Here is a 17,822-nt window from a genome sequence, read left to right on the forward strand (position 1 = left end):
GTTTAACCAACGTAGGGTGTTTTTAAATCCAATGAGCGTTCCGCCATTTTCAACCCAAGTAGCTAACTTTTCGGTGTTGCTTTTGTCAAGGGTACCACTTGGCATGATGATGGTATTATAGCGACTCAAATTTACACGGCCTAAATTATCAGTATCCAGTTTGGTCAAGACCATGTCATAACGTTGGTCAAGTAAATGCCAAATTTCACCGGCATCATAAGACGAAATACCATTACCTACAAGAAGTGCGGTCTTTGGAAGGGTCAAGGGTTTAAACTCACTGCTCCCTAGGTTAATTCCTTCAGTTAGACCTGTTGAGACGGCATCTATTTGGACATGGGCCTCTTGGGCCAATGCATTTAAAAACTGATAAAGTTCATCAGGGTTTTTAGATTGGTTTTGCACAGGAATTAAGATCGTGCCGTAATCATATTTTTTGTCCTTAGTCCCAAACTGCTTCATGGCAACTTTGGCCATAAGGTCGTTTTTAAGAATGGCGTTGAGCACTTTTGGGCTGTAGTATTCGTGCCACTCCATTAAATAGGCATAATCACTTTTAGAGGAAACTTGCCCTGGATTCATTTTTAAATCCAGTACCTCTTCGCCTAAATGTGAGGCAGGAACGCCTTCTGCATAGTCTAAGTTAAAAGCCAATGGGAAAGTCCATGCCGACACATCGTAAAACAGACTGTCCTGAAATGCCGTTCGTTTTTCAAACATGGCGTTGATTAAACGCGTGTTTTTCTGGTTTTTTGGTACGACATAACTATATCCTTTTTTGAATTGTTTCCCATCAATGGTGGCATCGTCCTTAAGTTCATAGATTTTAATTTGATGCCTTCTCAGTATTTCGGCCAATTCATAGGTTTTGGCAGCATCTTTTGAATCGCCAAAAATGATGTGTTTACCTTTTTCCTTAATTCCTTCTGCACGTGCATTTCTGAAAAAATCATGTTGGTATTTTAAGATTTCTTCGCGCATATGATGACCTGCCTCCAAAGTAGATAATGCTGCAGTAAACTGATTGCGGATGGTAAAAGGAAAGGTCAATATGCCGTTGTCACTTTCCTGAACATGGCCTCTAGAACTTGCTTGTTCAAATAAAATACCGATACTTCCATTAATGTCAGGAAAAGTAGAGCCTTTTCCGTAGTAGAAATCATCAAAACTTTCTTCGGTATAATAAAAGGAACCAATTTTATCGAAAGCCTTAGCGTGATAATTGCCAATACGTTTGGTCAAATCCTGATTTAATTGTGGCGTTAGGGGGTGGGTTCTACTCGGAATCCCAGGTTGGAAAAAGAAAGAGGAGTTAGTTCCCATTTCATGATGGTCTGTCAAAATATTTGGCAACCATTTGTGAAAAGTTTCCAGTCTTGCTTGTGATTCTGGCAGTTGTACCGGCAACCAATCCCTGTTCATATCAAACCAATAATGGTTGGTTCTACCTCGTGGCCAGACTTCATTATATTCACGATCATTCGGATCTGGGTTTAAGTTTTTACTTTTATTGGAGTTTGCCCAAAATGCAAAACGTTGTAAGCCATCGGGGTTGAAGGACGGATCAAAAAGCACGACCATCTTGTCGAGCATGTTTTTTACTTCGGCACTTTCTGCGGCAGCGAGATAATACGCCACTAGAAGCGCCGCGTTGGAACCACTGGGTTCATTGCCGTGAATTGAAAACCCTTGGTTGACCACAATAGGCCTATTGCTGGTGTTTACGGACGCATGGTCTTCCGTGGCCGAAATGTGCTGCTGACGAATGGCGTCAATGTTTTGGTGGTTTTTTGCTGAGGTAATGGTGAGCAAAATTAAAGGCCTGCCTTCGTAGGTGGTGCCCCTGTTTTCGAGAGTAATTCTATCTGAACTTGCAGCCAATGCCTTCATGTATTCCACCAGCTTATCATGGGTAATGTGCCACTCACCAACCTCATGTCCAATGACGGATTGCGGGGTGGGAATGGATTTATCATACGTCGTATTTTGTGGTAAATAATAGGATAGGTCTGTTTGACTTTGTCCAAATATGAAACATGACGTCAAAAGACACAATGTGAATAGCAATCTCATTCTCATAAGTATTTTAGTTAATCTATAAATATAAAAAAACCGCTACCCAAAGTAACGGTTCCTATAATAATGTTGTCTTGTGTTAGTTTAAATATCCTCAAACTTGATATCGGTAAACCTTTCAGCCGAGGTAATTGAATCTAAATCTAAATTGTCGTTTTCTGAATCGGAATCTTCTTTTTTGAAATCTTTCTGATGGCGTTCGCTGATGACTTCATCACCTTTTTCATCAATGACATAGTCTGTCATTTCTTTTAAAATTTCATTAAATTCACTAAAATCTTCTTTGTACAAGTAAATCTTATGTTTTTTGTAGTGAAAAGAACCATCATCATTCGTGAATTTTTTACTTTCTGTGATAGTGAGGTAATAATCTCCAGCTTTAGTGGCTCTAACGTCAAAGAAATAAGTTCTTCTTCCTGCGCGCAATACTTTAGAGAATATTTCCTCTTTCTCCATCATTCCGTGATCACTCATATTTTTTTATTTTAATTAGTAACGGTTTACGTACCAAAAATCTAAAAAAAAAGATTAGTAACCAACAATTTCTGATATTTCTTTTAGCTAATGATAAAGAATCGGCTTACAGCAATCTAATTAGGTCTGCTGCACGACTAAGAATTAGCAATTTAGATGGCAGGGTTGGATGAGTGTTATTGGTTTTCGGTCAGCTGTTTTATGTAAAGCTCTTTGTAGTAGCCATCCACATCAATCAAGGTGTCGTGGGTTCCTTTTTGAATAATTTGACCGTTGTCCAAAACGATTATTTTATCGGCACTCTTAGCCGATGAGACGCGATGGCTAACAATAATGGTGGTTTTGCCCTTAGTAATGGTTCGTAGATTATTAAGGATTTTTTCTTCAGTCTCTGTATCTACGGCCGATAGGCAGTCGTCAAACAATAAGATTTGCGGGGCTTTAATGATTGCTCTTGCAATAGAAATCCGCTGTTTTTGTCCGCCTGATAAGGTAATGCCTCTTTCACCTAAAACCGTGTCATAGCCTTTAGAGAACCCTTTGATGTTTTTGTGCACGTCGGCATTTTTAGCCGCAGCGATGACTTCCTCTTGTGATGCATCTTCTTTTCCGAACTTAATGTTGTTTTTGATGCTATCCGAAAATAAAAAAGCATCTTGGGGAACGTAACCAATATGATTTCTTAAGCTTACTAAATTAAGATCCTGAATGGGCGTGTCATCAATTAATATTTCGCCAGAAGTCACATCATACAAACGTCCAATAAGGTCAAGAATAGTCGATTTTCCAGACCCTGTTTTACCAATAATAGCCATGGTTTCGCCTTTAATAAGCTTAAAACTCACGTTGTTCAAGGCCTGGATGTTCGTGTCAGGATAAGTAAAGGATACTTCCTTAAATTCAATGGTACCATCAATATGGGATGGTTCAGTAGCATTGTTTTTAATGGTAGGTTCCTGTTTTAAAAATTCATTGATCCGTTTTTGCGAAGCTTCGGCCTGTTGGACGACTGATGTTATCAATCCTACAGAAGCAACGGGCCAGGTCAAAAGATTGACGTATATAATGAACTTGGCAATGACCCCCAGACTTTCGATTTCACCATCTATGTACTGCTTACCGCCAATATAGATGACAATGATGTTACTTAAACCAATTAAAAAGATCATTAGTGGAAAAAACAAGGCCTGAATCTTAGCCAGATGGATGTTTTTCTGTCTACTTTCTGCGGAAAGTTTATCAAAATCAGCATTGGTCTTATCTTCAATGCCATAAGACTTGATCACACTGATTCCACTAAACGTTTCTTGTGTAAACGTTGAAAGTTTTGCAAGCCACTGCTGTACGATAGTACTACGTTTGTGGATGGACTTACTTAATATGTAAATAAAGTAAGAAAGAATAGGTAACGGGATGATGGTGTAGAGCGTGAGCGTTGGAGCCGACCTGAACATTAAAAAAATTGCAATGATAAAAAGCGTTACGGTGTTGATGCTATACATTACGGCGGGTCCAGCGTACTCCCTGACTTTTCCCACATCTTCACTGATGCGGCTCATTAAGTCACCCGTTCGGTTAGATTTGTAGAAATCTAAAGACAACCTTTGGTACTGTTGATAGACTTCATTTTTTAGATCATATTCAATCTCCCGTGAAACATAAATTATAGTTTGACGCATGGCAAAAGTAAATACGCCACCAATAATTGCTGCGCCAATAATATATAGGATGTTTATGAACAATTCACTTTTAACAACTGCAATGTCTGTGGTGATGCCTTTTCTGTAATTATCAATGACATCTACTGAGTTGCCTACCAACTCTGGAGTAAATAGAAGAAAAATTCGAGCAACAATCGTTATTAAAATCCCTGCTAATAATTTATATCTGTACTTATAAAAGTACTTATTGACGTGTTTTAATTCTCTCATCTATACTTTGTGGTCGATTGTGATTTAAATCACATAAATAGCGGCTATATTTTTCTATTACTCGAGGTATTGGTTTATTTTTGAAATATCAAATGAAAACGCAGAACAAATCTCAATCATATGGATTCAAAGATCATAAGTTCAAAGGAACTTTCAAAAGCCGACCCTGTATTTGGTCAAATTTCTTTCGATAATCACGAGCAAATTGTTTTTTGCAACGACAAAGATACTGGTTTAAAAGCAATAATTGGCATTCATAATACGGTTTTAGGACCTGCAATTGGAGGTACAAGAATGTGGAATTATGAGAATGAATGGGAAGCATTAAATGATGTTTTGAGACTGTCGCGAGGAATGACCTTTAAATCCGCAATTTCTGGATTAAATTTAGGGGGAGGTAAGACGGTGATTATTGGTGACGCAAAAACTCAAAAAACACCTGAATTGATGCGTAAATTTGGTGAGTTTGTAAATTCTTTGGGCGGGAAATATATTACTGCTGAAGATGTTGGGATGACCACCCAAGATATGGACACCGTTAGGGAAGTGACGCCACATGTTGTTGGAGTTTCAGAGACTAAAGGCGGGTCTGGAAATCCTGCTTTAAATACAGCTTATGGTGTTTTTATGGGGATGAAGGCTGCCGCAAAATTCAAGTATGGCTCTGATGTGTTGGAAGGAAAATCAGTAGTTGTGCAAGGGGTTGGAAATGTGGGAGAAGCTTTAATAAAACATTTGTTAAAGGAAGGCGCCCTGGTCACTGTATCCGATATTAATCAGGAACGTCTCGAAAACGTAGTAAATACATATGACGTTTCTTTTTATGAGGGTGACGATGTGTACAGTCAAGAGATGGATATTTATGCGCCCTGTGCTTTGGGAGCTACCATTAACGATGCTACCATCAATAAAATAAAGGCCCAGATTATTGCAGTTTCTGCCAATAATCAATTGGCAGAAGAGCGGCATGGCCTCATATTGCAGGAAAAAGGGATTGTTTATGCCCCGGACTTCTTAATCAATGCTGGAGGACTCATTAATGTGTATGCGGAGATTGAACCTTGTGATAAGCAAGAAACCATCCGTAGAACAGAAAACATTTACAATACTACATTGGAAATTTTAAAACGAGCGGAGGAAAATGGCGTCACACCAAATGTAGCTGCTTTAAAGATTGCTAATGAGCGCATACAAAAACGAAAAATTGAACAATTGAAATAAGCTTAAGATAACCTCGCCAATTTTTTTTGAAGTTATAAATTAATACTATTTTTGCACGGCGAAAAAGCAACAACGCTTTTCGTCTTTTTTAATTTAATAAGTTCTTACAAATGCTAAACAGAAGACATATTCGTATAAAAGTGATGCAAACCCTTTATGCGTTTGATGGAGATGAAGGTGACGATTTCAAAAACGACCAGAAATTTCTACTTCAAAGTCTGGAAAATATGTACGATTTGCATCTCTTGATGCTGTCTCTTTTAATTGAGGTCCAAAAGAGGGCGGAAGATTACCAAGATAAGTCACAAAGAAAAATTTTAGCAACGCAAGAAGAGAAAAATCCCAATAGAAAATTTATCAACAACCAAGTTTTGCAAATCTTGAATGAAGACGTAGCGCTTCAGATTGAGATTGATAAACGGAAGATCGATCATTGGTATCTGGATTTTGAATATGTTGATATTATTTTTAAAAGCATCATTGAAAGTGAGCTTTATAAGGATTATATGTCCAATAAAGTGTCTGATTTCAAGGAGGATAAAGATTTTATTAGTGATGTGTTCACTGAAATCATTGCACCCAATGATAAACTCTACGAGTATATCGAAGATAAAAAACTGACTTGGCTAGATGATTTGCCGGTAGTTAATACCGGGATTTTAAAGATGCTCCGCAAATTAAAGAAGGAAAACAAGGCCAATTATTTCACGCCTAAACTATTTAAAGATACTGAAGATAAGGAATTTGCCACGGCATTATTCCAAAAAACCTTATTAAATAAATCAAAATTCAACAAGGAAATTGCCGCCAGGACCCAGAATTGGGACGCGGAACGGATTGCTAATTTAGATGCAGTTTTGCTTCAAATGGCTATTTGTGAATTTCAGAAATTCCCGTCTATCCCTGTAAAGGTAACCATTAACGAGTATATCGATATTGCCAAGGAATATTCTACGCCTAAGAGTAGTTTCTTTATTAACGGTATTTTAGATAAGATTGTTAAGGAATATAAGGAGAATGGTGAATTAAATAAAATAGGGCGAGGGTTGATGTAATGGGAATTAATCACTACTTTTACACCCTCAAATTTATTTTAAATTGAACATTTTAATCAAACAAACAATACAATGAAAAAATTAATGTTAGGTGCAAGTGCACTTTGCTTAGTTGCCTTTATGTCATGTAAAGAAGATGCTACGGCAAAAATCAAATCGGAAAATGTTGCAGAAGCAGCAGAAAGAGATGCCAACTCAGGAAATTTTGCGGCGGTGTCTTTTGAAGAGACAGAACATGATTTTGGTACCATAAAAAATGGGACACCTGTAGAAACTACTTTTAAATATACAAACACAGGAAGCTCTCCATTAGTAGTTAGTGATATCAAAAGTACATGTGGATGTACAGTGCCTTCAGATTGGACAAAACAAGTTGCTCCAGGAGAAACTGGCGAATTTAAAGTGAAATTTGACGGAAAAGGGAACGGTGTTGTTACTAAATCCATTACCATGACCACCAATACCGAAAGAGGTGCTGAGACGGTTAGAATCAAAGCAATGGTTGAAGGAGATCCTAGTGCAGCAATGCAACCAGCGGCTCAACAAGGTGGAGCGCAATCCATCATGCAACAACCAGCTCGTAAATACAGCACACAACCAGGTCACGAGGGCCATAATCACGACTAACTAATTATAATTTAGAATTAATGGGAGAAGGAATAAGTTCGTTTTTACCTTTTATTGCGATGTTCGCCGTAGTGTATTTTTTTATGATTGCACCACAAATGAAACGCGCCAAAAAGGAGAAAAAGTTTGCAAGTGAATTAAAAAGAGGCGACAGAGTCATTACCAAAAGTGGTATGCACGGTAAAATTGTTGACCTAAATGATAAAGATAACAGCTGCGTTATTGAAACCATGGCAGGGAAAATCAAGTTTGATCGTTCTGCAATTTCAATGGAAATGAGTAGCAAGCTCAATGCAGATCCTGCAACTACGACAACCACCAAATAAACTTTTGTTTATAAATTTTGAAAGCCACCTCAGTTGAAGTGGCTTTTTTGTTTTTAAATCCTATTTATTCGCATCATTACGTTCACTACCTTTTAGAATATTGGACTTGATTTTAAACAATCTAGATGCTTTTGTAGCATCACGTTTTGCGCTTTTTATATAGGCTACAAATTCCGACTGTTTCCCTGGCGTGAGTTGTTGGAACCTTTCTTTAAAAGATGGGTCTGTTTTAAACGCTTCCTTCAAAATGCTTGGAATAATAAGGGTTTTCCCTTTGCGGCTAATTTGTAAAGTTTTACCAAGTTTTTGGTTTTTTATCGCCTCGTTTACATATGCTAAGACTATGGGCTTGTTGATATCTTGAAGGGATTCAAAACGCATTTGCCGTAAAGCTTTGGTCTTTTCGTTGGCGCTGGCCAAAATCTTTTTTTCATCTTTTAAGAAGACGCCATTAAAGAACCAAATGCTGAAATGGTTTTTAAAGGCACCCAGTCCCAAGACGTTTTTTCCGTTCAAAGTGTAAACAGGGGCGTTCCATTTTAAAGTTTCGACCAGTTCTGTAGAATTAATGATTTGCCTTAGAACATCCAGAGCTTCACCATGATGTGAGTTAATTTTAAGGTATTCTTCAATGGAATCTACTTTTCTCATAGACTATTTCTTATCATAATTTATTATCACCATTAAATTATTAACCCCTCCCAAGGTGGTAATTGGAGTTGAAACACCCTAGTTGGCCTAACTTTTTAAGGCTACCAACTCTGCAATCTTACAAATGACTTTAGTAGCTTTGATCATGCTCTCCACTGGAACATATTCGTACCGTCCATGGAAATTATGGCCTCCTGCAAATATATTAGGGCATGGTAAGCCCATGAAACTTAATTGAGAACCATCCGTGCCGCCTCTTATAGGTTTGATTATTGGCTTAATATTAAGCGCGATCATGGCTTCTTCTGCAATATCAACAATGTGCATGACCGGTTCAATTTTCTCTTTCATATTGAAATATTGATCCTTGATATCAATCGTTACAACTTCTCTTTCATATTGTGTATTCAAGTCGAAGGTTACTTGAAGCATCGCTTTCTTTCGAGCATCAAAGTGGGCCATATTATGATCTCTGATAATATAATTTAAAACCGTTTCCTCAACAGTGCCCTGAATGCTTGACAAATGGAAAAATCCTTGGTAATTCTCCGTGTGTTCTGGAGTTTCCAGCATAGGTAATGAATTGATAAATTCGGTAGCAATGTACATGGAGTTGATCATCTTTCCTTTGGCGTACCCAGGATGTACAATTTTCCCCTTCACTTTTACGGTGGCGCCTGCAGCATTGAAATTCTCATATTCCAACTCGCCAATTTGGCTGCCGTCCATAGTGTAGGCCCATTCAGCACCAAACTTCTCAACATCGAATTTATGCGCCCCACGGCCAATTTCTTCATCAGGTGTAAAACCGACACGAATTTCGCCGTGCTTGATTTCAGGATGCTGAATCAGGTACTCCATCGCGGAGACAATTTCAGTAATTCCTGCCTTATCATCCGCTCCCAATAATGTCGTGCCGTCCGTTGTGATAAGGGTTTGTCCTTTATATTGCAACAAGTCATCAAATAGGTCAGGGGACAGGATAATATCTTCTTCTTCATTTAAAACAATGTCCTTACCATTATAATTTTCAATAATTTGAGGTTTGACATTTGCCCCCGTGAAATCTGGAGAGGTATCAAAATGGGATATAAACCCAATCACCGGAACCTCATGATCAACATTACTGGGTAAAGTTGCCATGATATAAGCGTTGTGGTCAATGGATACGTCCTTCATGCCAATGGCGGTGAGTTCCTTGACCAGTAAATGTGCCAAATCCCATTGTTTTTCAGTACTTGGTGTAGTGTCTGAATTGGGGTCGGACTCTGTGTCAATGGTGACGTAGCTTATAAATCTATCAATGATGTGTTGTTTGTCAATCATAACTTTTTCTTTATGCAAAATAAGGCATATTACCACTAAGAACCATGCCCTAAATTATAATTTTTAATAGATTTTCTTGATTGGGATTACAAGTCTCGGAAATTCTCTTAGTAAGCTTGGAGAACATATCTTGTTGGATAACTATCCGGATCTTGCTGAAAAATCTATCACTTGGACAGATGCCAACGGCGCAACCCAAACAGCAAACAACCGTAGTAAATGGTGTTTTGATGGGTCAAGAAGTGCACACCAATCTGTTGTTGACGGGCGATTCTTATTTGCAAGACTTAGCTTTGCACTTAAATAATAGTAAATTATTAAATGCATATAAAAACTACCCTATCTTTGGGTAGTTTTTTATTTAACACATCTATGTACAAATTATTATTACGTCCAATTCTCTTTCTATTCGACCCTGAAACGGTCCATAATTTTACTTTTAAACTTATAAGATTCGCACATAATTTGGGTTTTGGAGCAGTTTTCAGAAACACCTATCAAGCGAATAACAAATTGCTTGAACGACAACTTTTCGGATTAACAATTCCCAATCCAGTAGGTTTGGCCGCTGGTTTTGATAAAAATGCCATGCTTTACAAGGAACTTTCTAATATGGGTTTTGGTTTTATTGAGATTGGAACGGTCACCCCAAAAGCACAGGATGGAAACGAAAAACCACGTTTGTTTAGGTTAAAGGAAGATTTGGCCATTATCAACCGCATGGGTTTTAATAATGCCGGTGTGGAAGCAGCGGTAGAGCAATTGAGAGAAAATCCGTCGGTAGGAGAGAAGGGGAGGGTTATAATTGGTGGCAATATTGGGAAGAACAAAATCACCCCAAACGAAGAGGCGGTAAACGATTATATCATTTGCTTTGAAGCGCTTTTTGATTATGTCGATTATTTTGTGGTTAACGTCAGTTCTCCAAACACCCCCAATTTGCGTGCGTTACAAGAAAAGAAACCATTGACCGATTTATTGCAAACCCTTCAAGACAAAAATAATTCGAAGGGAAAACGAAAACCAATCCTCCTTAAAATCGCACCAGATTTGACCAATGAGCAACTTTTGGACATCATAGACATTGTTTCCATCACTAAGATTGATGGCGTTATCGCTACCAATACGACCATTTCCAGAGAAGGACTTAAAAGTGAGAACAAAACTGAAATGGGAGGTTTGAGTGGACAACCCTTAACAAAGCGGTCAACTGAGGTCATCAGGTTCTTGGCAGAAAAAAGTAATAAGGCATTTCCAATTATTGGTGTAGGAGGGATCCATTCCGCTGAAGATGCTTTGGAGAAATTGGATGCTGGCGCCGATTTGATACAGCTCTATACCGGTTTTATTTATGAAGGACCTCAATTGATAAAAGATATTAATAAAGCAATTTTGAAAAGGAATAAGAAAGAAAAGCTCTGAGATCTTTAATAAATTGTAACAACTCTAAAATAATTTTCAACAGATCTCCCGTATGCCATCCATGTGAGTTTTAAATCTTACGCCTCATAGCGCAGCGGTCTTACATCTTTTTTATGATAGAAACTCTCCTTTCTTTTTCAGTGGCTACCCTTGCCTTGGCCCTTGCTCCTGGACCAGACAATATCTATGTATTGACCCAGTCTTTGGTTAATGGGACCAAAAGCGGGATTGCCACAACCGCCGGTCTTATAAGTGGTTGTATTGTGCATACAACACTATTGGCGTTTGGTATTTCAGCAATTATAACAACTTCAGATGAACTTTTTTATGGGATAAAAGTTTTGGGAGCTTGCTATTTACTTTACTTGGCTTATAAAGTTTATAAGAGTGATGATCACATCTCGTGGTCAGAAGATGCGCCAAAGAAATCCTACCTGCAGCTTTTTAAAACGGGAGTGATCATGAATTTGGTAAATCCGAAAGTCATGATTTTCTTTTTGGCGTTTTTCCCTGGTTTCCTTTGGGATAAAGAAGGCAATACGGTGGTTCAATTCTATATTTTGGGAATTACATTTATGGTTGTATCCTTCATCATCTTTAGTGTTATTGCATTATTGGCTGGGCGTATTTCTAAATTCATAATAGAAAGAAAAGGTGTGGGCACTTTTTTAAAATGGCTGCAAATTGTTGTTTTTGTAGGTATCGCACTTTATATAATTGCGGCCTAAACAGATTGTTTATTGAGGATTTAACTTTAAAAAACAAAATTCAATGATTTGATTTCATGATGATTTGCTCCTTTTTGACGATGTAAATTACCGTAATAGATGTAATTTAGCACGAAACCAAAATTATATTTTATTATGAGAAAAACGACATTTTTTGCTGGACTAGTTTTTTTACTCTTCTCTTGCAACTCTGGAAACAAACAATCTTCAGAAGGTACATCTGACGATGCCACCAAAAAGGTAAGTAACAAGGACAGCGGTAAATCTTACGACTGCCTAAAGGATTTTAAGGACGATTACGGAGCATTGCTCACAAAAGAAGAAATGGCCTCTGTTTATCCCTTAGGTGATAAAGCAAAAGTGGAATTGCGTTCAGGTAGCTATGGTCAACATATTTATACTTGGGAAAGCGATCGCCCGTCTTTTACTATGGAAGTGAGCAATATGAAAATGGATGTTCCTGATCAAAATACTATGGGAATAAAGAATCTGTCTTTTTACTCGGATAAGACCGATTTGAAGTCGGCCATTGGCACCTTCGACATGGGCTATAAGCAATTATCTGATGCCGAATTAGCTCAAATGCAGAAGAATCTCGAAAAAGCGGATGCGGAAGTTAAAGAGACTGGTACAGATTTAATGAAAGTGAGAGCTAAATCAAGTTGGGACGCTGTTGAAGGTTTGGGCTCGAGCTCTTGGTATAAATGGAGTGACCAATGGGGCGGCGAGTTGGTTGTTCTTGCCGGAAGGGCTAATTTCACGATCCTTACTAAAATCAGTAATGATCCAGATGAGAATAGGGAATTGGCAAAAAAACTAGCTGAAAAGGTAATTGCAAAATGTAAGTAGTTATAAAAGTGGACTTTTAGGATGTTTTTCTTAAAAGTCCGCTTTATTATAAAAATATTCAAGTTACGTCCTTCCACTCTCCAAATAAAACTCATGTTTATTATTTAAATGAATGATTCCTGCATACGTAGGAATTCATATCTTTGACCCCATGCAACAGGTTAAAATTATCGAATGTCCACGCGATGCCATGCAAGGCATCAAGGATTTTATTCCTACTGAAAAAAAGGTGCAGTATATTCAGTCGTTATTGCGCGTTGGGTTTGATACAATAGACTTTGGAAGTTTCGTGTCTCCTAAAGCCATTCCGCAAATGGTGGATACAGCTGAGGTACTTTCCAAACTAGACCTTTCCACAACCAAAAGTAAACTTTTAGCAATAATCGCCAATACACGCGGCGCGGAAGATGCCTCAAAACATCCTGAAATTAATTATCTGGGCTATCCGTTTTCAATTTCAGAAAATTTCCAAATGCGAAATACCCATAAAACCATCGCGGAATCGGTCGTTACTTTGGAAGAGATTCTGGAAATTGCCGATAAGACAGCAAAAGAGGTGGTGGTCTATATCTCCATGGGTTTCGGAAATCCTTATGGCGATCCTTGGAATGTGGATATTGTAGGCGAATGGACTGAGCGTTTGGCAAATATGGGGGTTAAGATTCTATCGTTAAGTGATACGGTGGGAACTTCCAATCCAGAGAATATAAATTATCTGTTTTCTAACTTGATTCCAAAATACCCACATATCGAATTTGGTGCCCATCTTCATACCACACCAACCTCGTGGCATGAAAAAGTGGATGCGGCCTATAAAGCGGGCTGTCTCCGTTTTGATGGAGCGATTCAAGGTTTTGGCGGTTGCCCAATGGCAAAAGATGAATTGACCGGAAATATGCCCACCGAAAAACTACTCTCTTATTTTACTTCAAAACAGCGCAATACACTGAATGCCTTGAGTTTTGAGAGCGCTTATAATGAAGCCACCAAAATATTTAAAATATACCATTAAAATTAACTTGTATTTGGCTTCTCACTATCAATGATTTATAATTATTATTTAAAATTAGTCTAAATAAATTTTGTGATTATCTGTTGCTGTTTTACTTTTGTCGAATATTATCAATTTATATCGATTCTAAATAATAGCAAACCTAATTTCCCAAAATGAAAAAAATTTCAATGGTAGTCGCTCTGTTAATTACAGCAATTACTTATTCTCAAACTCAAGATTCATTAAACAGAAGCCAGCAACAGGAAAACTCAGCACAACGTATCCTCTCAGGCAACATTAGCTCAGGCGTTACCGTAGGAGGTTACGGTGAGATTACATATAATCAACCAGAAGGCGACAATGGAAAACTGGATGTAAAACGTTTGGTGTTATTGTTTGGATATAAATTTAGCGATAAAGTGCAATTTGTGACAGAGGTAGAATTTGAACACGTCAATGAAGTATATATAGAACAAGCTTTTTTACAGTACAGTTTAACGGATAATCTAAATTTGAGAGGTGGATTAATGATTGTTCCGATGGGTATCATCAACGAATATCATGAACCTACAACATTTAACGGTGTAGAAAGGCCAAGTATGGATAAGAGTATTGTACCAACCACTTGGAGAGAAATAGGTGTAGGAGTGGCAGGGAAATTTGATGATGCGTCTTTACGCTATCAGGCGTATATATTTAATGGTTTTGCTTCAGTCAATGGCACTAAATTTTTAGGAGGTAAAGATGGCTTGAGAAATGGCAGACAAAAAGGAATTGAATCTACTGTGGACTCACCTAATTTTTCGGCAAAATTAGACTATTACGGATTGCCAGGATTACGACTTGGGCTGTCAGGCTATGTTGGTCGGTCTCAAGCTGAGGATGATGTTGAAGAGTTAGATGGCTCTAGTGTGGGGATTTCTATGGTAGGTCTTGATGCACGTTATAGCTACAAACGTTTTGCGGCTCGTGGACAATTTGTTTATTCATCATTAACAGATACGGAAGCCTATAACGCATTGTACTATGATTTGGTAGCCCATCCAACCCAAGGTTTAGGAAGTGCGATGCAAGGTTATTATTTAGAGGCGGCCTATAATTTATTACCGCTCACCAAAAAACAGCAACTTTATGCTTTTGCCCGTTATGAAGACTATGATACCAATGCATCCGTTAGTGGTGATTTATTAGTAAATGATGCGTATAACAGAAGTGATTGGACGGTAGGTTTGTCATATAAAATAGCTCCTGGAGCTATAATAAAAGCAGATTACCAATTTAAAGATGATGCCAGAACAACACATTTGGCCAACCAATTAAACTTTGGGATTGGGGTGTGGTTCTAAAACCAGCGATTTAGTTTATGGTGCTAAAGGGTAGAAGGAAGTTTTGTTCTAGCTTTTGGCAGTTTAATAGGACATGAAAAACATTTAGATATCTTTGTTATATGAATTTTAAATTTACCATCATCCTCTTTCTACTTACGGCATTTCAAAATATTGAGCTGCCTAAAAATATACAGAAGAAAGTTGATAAGGAAATAGCTGAAACCTTTCAGGTAAGTTCTTTTAATTTTGAGACTTTTTCGGTCTCGCGTGAGGTTAAAAATTTGTTACCATCGAAATTTGAAGCTGATAATTTTTTTAAAATTCATGTCGGAAACAAATTAATAGGCTATGCTTATGTTGCAAAAGCGCCAAGTAAAACTGATGAATTTGATTATTTGGTTTTATTCAACCCTGAACTTGTGGTTTTAAGTACAAAAATCTTGATTTATCGGGAAGATTATGGGGGCGAGATTGGAAGTAAGCGTTGGTTGAAACAATTCATGGGAAAAACTCAGAATGATGAGTTGCGCTACGGCGATAATGTGATGGCTATTTCTGGGGCAACTATTTCTGTTAAATCTATGACTGCCGCCATGGGTGACTTGTTGAAATCGCTTAAAATTCTTCATTCTAAAAATATCATTTAGTATGCAACTCAATGGCTTAATGTTTTCGTTTCCTAAAGAAATAAAACTCTTAATTGCAGCTTTTATAATCATTTTAAGCGTTGGTTTTTATACGGGTTTACTTTTTGTTGGCAATACATCTGCAGCACAACCAAATGGTATTGAAGAACAATATTTGGGAAATGAAAATGATGAAAATGCTACCGTTATGAAGTTTAAAAAGAGCGAACAAGAAATGCTGACCTTGGTTCATAACCACATATTATCCATGTCTATTATTTTTTTCCTGGTGGGCTTAATACTCAGTACTACTCAATTAAACAGAAAGCTCAAACTCTTTTTAATCATCGAGCCGTTTCTATCGGTCATATTGACTTTTGGAGGACTTTATTTACTTTGGAGTGGTCAGCTGTGGATGAAGTATATCGTAATGTTTTCTGGAATATTAATGGCGCTAACTTTTACATGTGCAATAGCGATTATCTTAACCCAACTATTCTATTTTAAAAACAATAATTAATCCATTCAACACGTCTAATAAACCTTCCCAAGTATCAAGCTTAAGATATAATGAGAAAAAATAATTATTTTAATAAAAACTTAAAACTACTTTCGCTATAAATACTGTATATTTGCACGCAATTAAACCGTAATTGCAATGATAGCACACGAAAGCAAAATAGTAGGTGAGGGATTGACCTATGATGACGTTCTACTAATTCCTGCATATTCTGAAGTCCTTCCTCGGGAGGTCAATATTCAAACAAAATTTACACGTAACATTACCATCAACATTCCAATAATATCAGCAGCCATGGATACGGTTACTGAAAGCGCTATGGCTATTGCCATGGCTCGAGAAGGTGGGATAGGTGTTTTACATAAAAACATGAGCATTGCGCAACAGGCCAATGAAGTGCGTAAAGTGAAACGTGCCGAAAGTGGTATGATCATTGATCCGGTCACTTTACCATTGACTGCGACGGTGTTGGATGCCCAACGTAACATGGCTGAACATAGTATTGGCGGCATTCCGATTATTGATGAGAACGGAATTTTAAAAGGTATTGTGACCAACCGTGACTTGCGATTTGAAAAAGATAGTTCCCGCCCAATTGTGGAAGTGATGACCAAAGATAATTTGGTAACCGCGCCCGTTGGTACCTCATTGCAAGATGCCGAAGGGATTCTTCAAAAGAACAAAATTGAAAAACTACTCATTGTTAATGAGAATTATAATCTTGCCGGTTTAATTACCTTCAGGGATATTACTAAATTAACCACTAAACCTATTTCCAACAAGGATACTTATGGTCGTTTGCGCGTTGCAGCGGCTATTGGCGTCACTGCAGATGCGGTGGAGCGAGCAGAAGCCTTAGTGAAATCTGGAGTTGATGCCGTGATTATTGATACAGCGCACGGACATACCAAAGGTGTGGTAACGATACTTAAAACCATCAAAAAACGATTCCCTGAACTTGAGGTGATTGTGGGTAATATTGCTACTGGTGAAGCCGCTAAGTATTTAGTGGAAGCGGGTGCTGATGGTATTAAAGTAGGAATTGGACCGGGTTCCATTTGTACTACACGTGTGATTGCTGGGGTTGGATACCCACAGTTTTCTGCCGTTTTGGAAGTTGCCGCAGCCATAAAAGGTTCTGGAGTTCCAGTTATTGCCGATGGTGGCATTCGTTATACGGGCGACATTCCTAAGGCGCTTGCAGCTGGTGCGGATACAGTGATGTTAGGTTCTTTATTGGCCGGAACAAAAGAAGCTCCTGGAGAAACCATCATTTATGAAGGTCGGAAATTTAAATCCTACCGCGGGATGGGGTCTGTGGACGCCATGAAACAGGGCAGTAAAGACCGTTATTTCCACGATGTTGAAGATGATATCAAAAAACTGGTACCAGAAGGCATTGTGGGCCGTGTGCCGTACAAAGGCGAAGTCCTTGAAAGTATCCATCAATTTGTTGGTGGTTTGCGCGCTGGGATGGGCTATTGTGGAGCCAAGGACGTGGCGACTTTGAAGGAAACTGGACGCTTTGTGAAAATCACTGCTTCAGGAATCAATGAAAGCCATCCGCATGATGTGACCATTACTGAAGAATCACCGAATTATTCAAGATAATATATTTAAATCTTTAGATAAAGTGCTAAGAACACGACTTTTATTGGTCGTGTTTTT

General features: G+C 38.1%; 18 protein-coding genes. 13 read left to right on the forward strand and 5 right to left on the reverse strand.

All coding sequences use genetic code 11. The features are described 5' to 3' along the window. The 3 genes from VLZ86_RS09425 to VLZ86_RS09435 all read right to left on the reverse strand — a co-directional run. Positions 1-2,073: M14 family metallopeptidase (locus VLZ86_RS09425; RefSeq protein WP_325450669.1), on the reverse strand; the 2,073-nt coding region annotated here is incomplete at its 3' end. A gap of 87 nt (positions 2,074-2,160) precedes the next feature. Then, positions 2,161-2,550 (reverse strand): PUR family DNA/RNA-binding protein, encoded by a 390-nt coding sequence (locus VLZ86_RS09430; RefSeq protein ID WP_325450671.1) that lies wholly within the window; start codon positions 2,548-2,550, stop codon positions 2,161-2,163. A gap of 176 nt (positions 2,551-2,726) precedes the next feature. Next, a complete protein-coding gene (locus VLZ86_RS09435) occupies positions 2,727-4,481 on the reverse strand; it encodes an ABC transporter ATP-binding protein (protein WP_325450673.1) in 1,755 nt (584 codons plus the stop codon). Between the two features lie 120 nt (positions 4,482-4,601). On the opposite strand from VLZ86_RS09435, the gene VLZ86_RS09440 reads away from it, so the two are divergent. The 4 genes from VLZ86_RS09440 to yajC all read left to right on the forward strand — a co-directional run bounded on the left by VLZ86_RS09440 (position 4,602) and on the right by yajC (position 7,710). Further along, positions 4,602-5,702 (forward strand): Glu/Leu/Phe/Val family dehydrogenase, encoded by a 1,101-nt coding sequence (locus VLZ86_RS09440; RefSeq protein WP_325450675.1) that lies wholly within the window; start codon positions 4,602-4,604, stop codon positions 5,700-5,702. A 110-nt stretch (positions 5,703-5,812) separates the two neighbouring features. Beyond that, positions 5,813-6,757: a transcription antitermination factor NusB gene (nusB, locus tag VLZ86_RS09445; protein WP_325450677.1), complete on the forward strand. Its 945-nt coding sequence runs from the start codon at positions 5,813-5,815 to the stop codon at positions 6,755-6,757. Between the two features lie 72 nt (positions 6,758-6,829). Next, complete coding sequence (locus tag VLZ86_RS09450) at positions 6,830-7,384, forward strand: DUF1573 domain-containing protein (RefSeq protein WP_325450679.1); 555 nt, start codon at positions 6,830-6,832, stop codon at positions 7,382-7,384. A gap of 20 nt (positions 7,385-7,404) precedes the next feature. Continuing rightward, positions 7,405-7,710 (forward strand): preprotein translocase subunit YajC, encoded by a 306-nt coding sequence (gene yajC, locus VLZ86_RS09455; RefSeq protein ID WP_325450681.1) that lies wholly within the window; start codon positions 7,405-7,407, stop codon positions 7,708-7,710. 60 nt (positions 7,711-7,770) lie between these two features. Here yajC and VLZ86_RS09460 read toward each other — a convergent pair whose 3' ends face one another. Together VLZ86_RS09460 and pepT are read right to left on the reverse strand one after the other, a co-directional pair. Further along, complete coding sequence (locus VLZ86_RS09460; protein WP_325450683.1) at positions 7,771-8,361, reverse strand: YdeI/OmpD-associated family protein; 591 nt, start codon at positions 8,359-8,361, stop codon at positions 7,771-7,773. A gap of 87 nt (positions 8,362-8,448) precedes the next feature. Then, positions 8,449-9,687 (reverse strand): peptidase T, encoded by a 1,239-nt coding sequence (gene pepT / locus VLZ86_RS09465; protein ID WP_325450685.1) that lies wholly within the window; start codon positions 9,685-9,687, stop codon positions 8,449-8,451. A 179-nt stretch (positions 9,688-9,866) separates the two neighbouring features. Here pepT and VLZ86_RS09470 point away from each other — a divergent pair, with 179 nt between their 5' ends. From VLZ86_RS09470 to guaB, 9 genes are all read left to right on the forward strand, one after another. Beyond that, the gene (locus VLZ86_RS09470; protein WP_325450687.1) at positions 9,867-10,040 is read left to right on the forward strand and encodes a hypothetical protein; all 174 of its coding nucleotides are present in this window, start codon (positions 9,867-9,869) and stop codon (positions 10,038-10,040) included. Positions 10,041-10,059: 19 nt separating this feature from the next. Next, a complete protein-coding gene (locus VLZ86_RS09475) occupies positions 10,060-11,109 on the forward strand; it encodes a quinone-dependent dihydroorotate dehydrogenase (protein WP_325450688.1) in 1,050 nt (349 codons plus the stop codon). Between the two features lie 113 nt (positions 11,110-11,222). Beyond that, a complete protein-coding gene (locus VLZ86_RS09480) occupies positions 11,223-11,837 on the forward strand; it encodes a LysE family translocator (RefSeq protein ID WP_325450690.1) in 615 nt (204 codons plus the stop codon). A 135-nt stretch (positions 11,838-11,972) separates the two neighbouring features. Continuing rightward, positions 11,973-12,686, forward strand: a complete 714-nt coding sequence (locus VLZ86_RS09485; protein ID WP_325450692.1) for a hypothetical protein — start codon at positions 11,973-11,975, stop codon at positions 12,684-12,686. A gap of 151 nt (positions 12,687-12,837) precedes the next feature. Then, on the forward strand, positions 12,838-13,698 hold the full coding sequence (locus VLZ86_RS09490; protein WP_325450747.1) for a hydroxymethylglutaryl-CoA lyase: 861 nt from the start codon (positions 12,838-12,840) through the stop codon (positions 13,696-13,698). 155 nt (positions 13,699-13,853) lie between these two features. Further along, positions 13,854-15,026, forward strand: coding sequence for a porin (locus VLZ86_RS09495; protein WP_325450694.1), 1,173 nt, complete (start codon positions 13,854-13,856; stop codon positions 15,024-15,026). A 101-nt stretch (positions 15,027-15,127) separates the two neighbouring features. Next, positions 15,128-15,655: an FMN-binding protein gene (locus tag VLZ86_RS09500; protein ID WP_325450696.1), complete on the forward strand. Its 528-nt coding sequence runs from the start codon at positions 15,128-15,130 to the stop codon at positions 15,653-15,655. Position 15,656: 1 nt separating this feature from the next. Next, positions 15,657-16,154 (forward strand): hypothetical protein, encoded by a 498-nt coding sequence (locus VLZ86_RS09505; RefSeq protein ID WP_325450698.1) that lies wholly within the window; start codon positions 15,657-15,659, stop codon positions 16,152-16,154. Between the two features lie 138 nt (positions 16,155-16,292). Then, a complete protein-coding gene (guaB, locus tag VLZ86_RS09510; protein ID WP_325450700.1) occupies positions 16,293-17,765 on the forward strand; it encodes an IMP dehydrogenase in 1,473 nt (490 codons plus the stop codon). Positions 17,766-17,822 lie beyond the last annotated feature (57 nt).

This window comes from Gelidibacter sp., from assembly GCF_035515035.1.
Lineage (GTDB): Bacteria > Bacteroidota > Bacteroidia > Flavobacteriales > Flavobacteriaceae > Gelidibacter.

What these genes read in the sequence shown, in the direction of transcription:
- VLZ86_RS09430 (WP_325450671.1), bottom strand. Translation starts at nt 2,550, where the DNA reads ATGAGTGATCACGGAATGATGGAGAAAGAGGAAATATTCTCTAAAGTA.
- VLZ86_RS09435 (WP_325450673.1), bottom strand. Translation starts at nt 4,481, where the DNA reads ATGAGAGAATTAAAACACGTCAATAAGTACTTTTATAAGTACAGATAT.
- VLZ86_RS09440 (WP_325450675.1), top strand. Translation starts at nt 4,602, where the DNA reads ATGGATTCAAAGATCATAAGTTCAAAGGAACTTTCAAAAGCCGACCCT.
- nusB (WP_325450677.1), top strand. Translation starts at nt 5,813, where the DNA reads ATGCTAAACAGAAGACATATTCGTATAAAAGTGATGCAAACCCTTTAT.
- VLZ86_RS09450 (WP_325450679.1), top strand. Translation starts at nt 6,830, where the DNA reads ATGAAAAAATTAATGTTAGGTGCAAGTGCACTTTGCTTAGTTGCCTTT.
- yajC (WP_325450681.1), top strand. Translation starts at nt 7,405, where the DNA reads ATGGGAGAAGGAATAAGTTCGTTTTTACCTTTTATTGCGATGTTCGCC.
- VLZ86_RS09460 (WP_325450683.1), bottom strand. Translation starts at nt 8,361, where the DNA reads ATGAGAAAAGTAGATTCCATTGAAGAATACCTTAAAATTAACTCACAT.
- pepT (WP_325450685.1), bottom strand. Translation starts at nt 9,687, where the DNA reads ATGATTGACAAACAACACATCATTGATAGATTTATAAGCTACGTCACC.
- VLZ86_RS09470 (WP_325450687.1), top strand. Translation starts at nt 9,867, where the DNA reads ATGCCAACGGCGCAACCCAAACAGCAAACAACCGTAGTAAATGGTGTT.
- VLZ86_RS09475 (WP_325450688.1), top strand. Translation starts at nt 10,060, where the DNA reads ATGTACAAATTATTATTACGTCCAATTCTCTTTCTATTCGACCCTGAA.
- VLZ86_RS09480 (WP_325450690.1), top strand. Translation starts at nt 11,223, where the DNA reads ATGATAGAAACTCTCCTTTCTTTTTCAGTGGCTACCCTTGCCTTGGCC.
- VLZ86_RS09485 (WP_325450692.1), top strand. Translation starts at nt 11,973, where the DNA reads ATGAGAAAAACGACATTTTTTGCTGGACTAGTTTTTTTACTCTTCTCT.
- VLZ86_RS09490 (WP_325450747.1), top strand. Translation starts at nt 12,838, where the DNA reads ATGCAACAGGTTAAAATTATCGAATGTCCACGCGATGCCATGCAAGGC.
- VLZ86_RS09495 (WP_325450694.1), top strand. Translation starts at nt 13,854, where the DNA reads ATGAAAAAAATTTCAATGGTAGTCGCTCTGTTAATTACAGCAATTACT.
- VLZ86_RS09500 (WP_325450696.1), top strand. Translation starts at nt 15,128, where the DNA reads ATGAATTTTAAATTTACCATCATCCTCTTTCTACTTACGGCATTTCAA.
- VLZ86_RS09505 (WP_325450698.1), top strand. Translation starts at nt 15,657, where the DNA reads ATGCAACTCAATGGCTTAATGTTTTCGTTTCCTAAAGAAATAAAACTC.
- guaB (WP_325450700.1), top strand. Translation starts at nt 16,293, where the DNA reads ATGATAGCACACGAAAGCAAAATAGTAGGTGAGGGATTGACCTATGAT.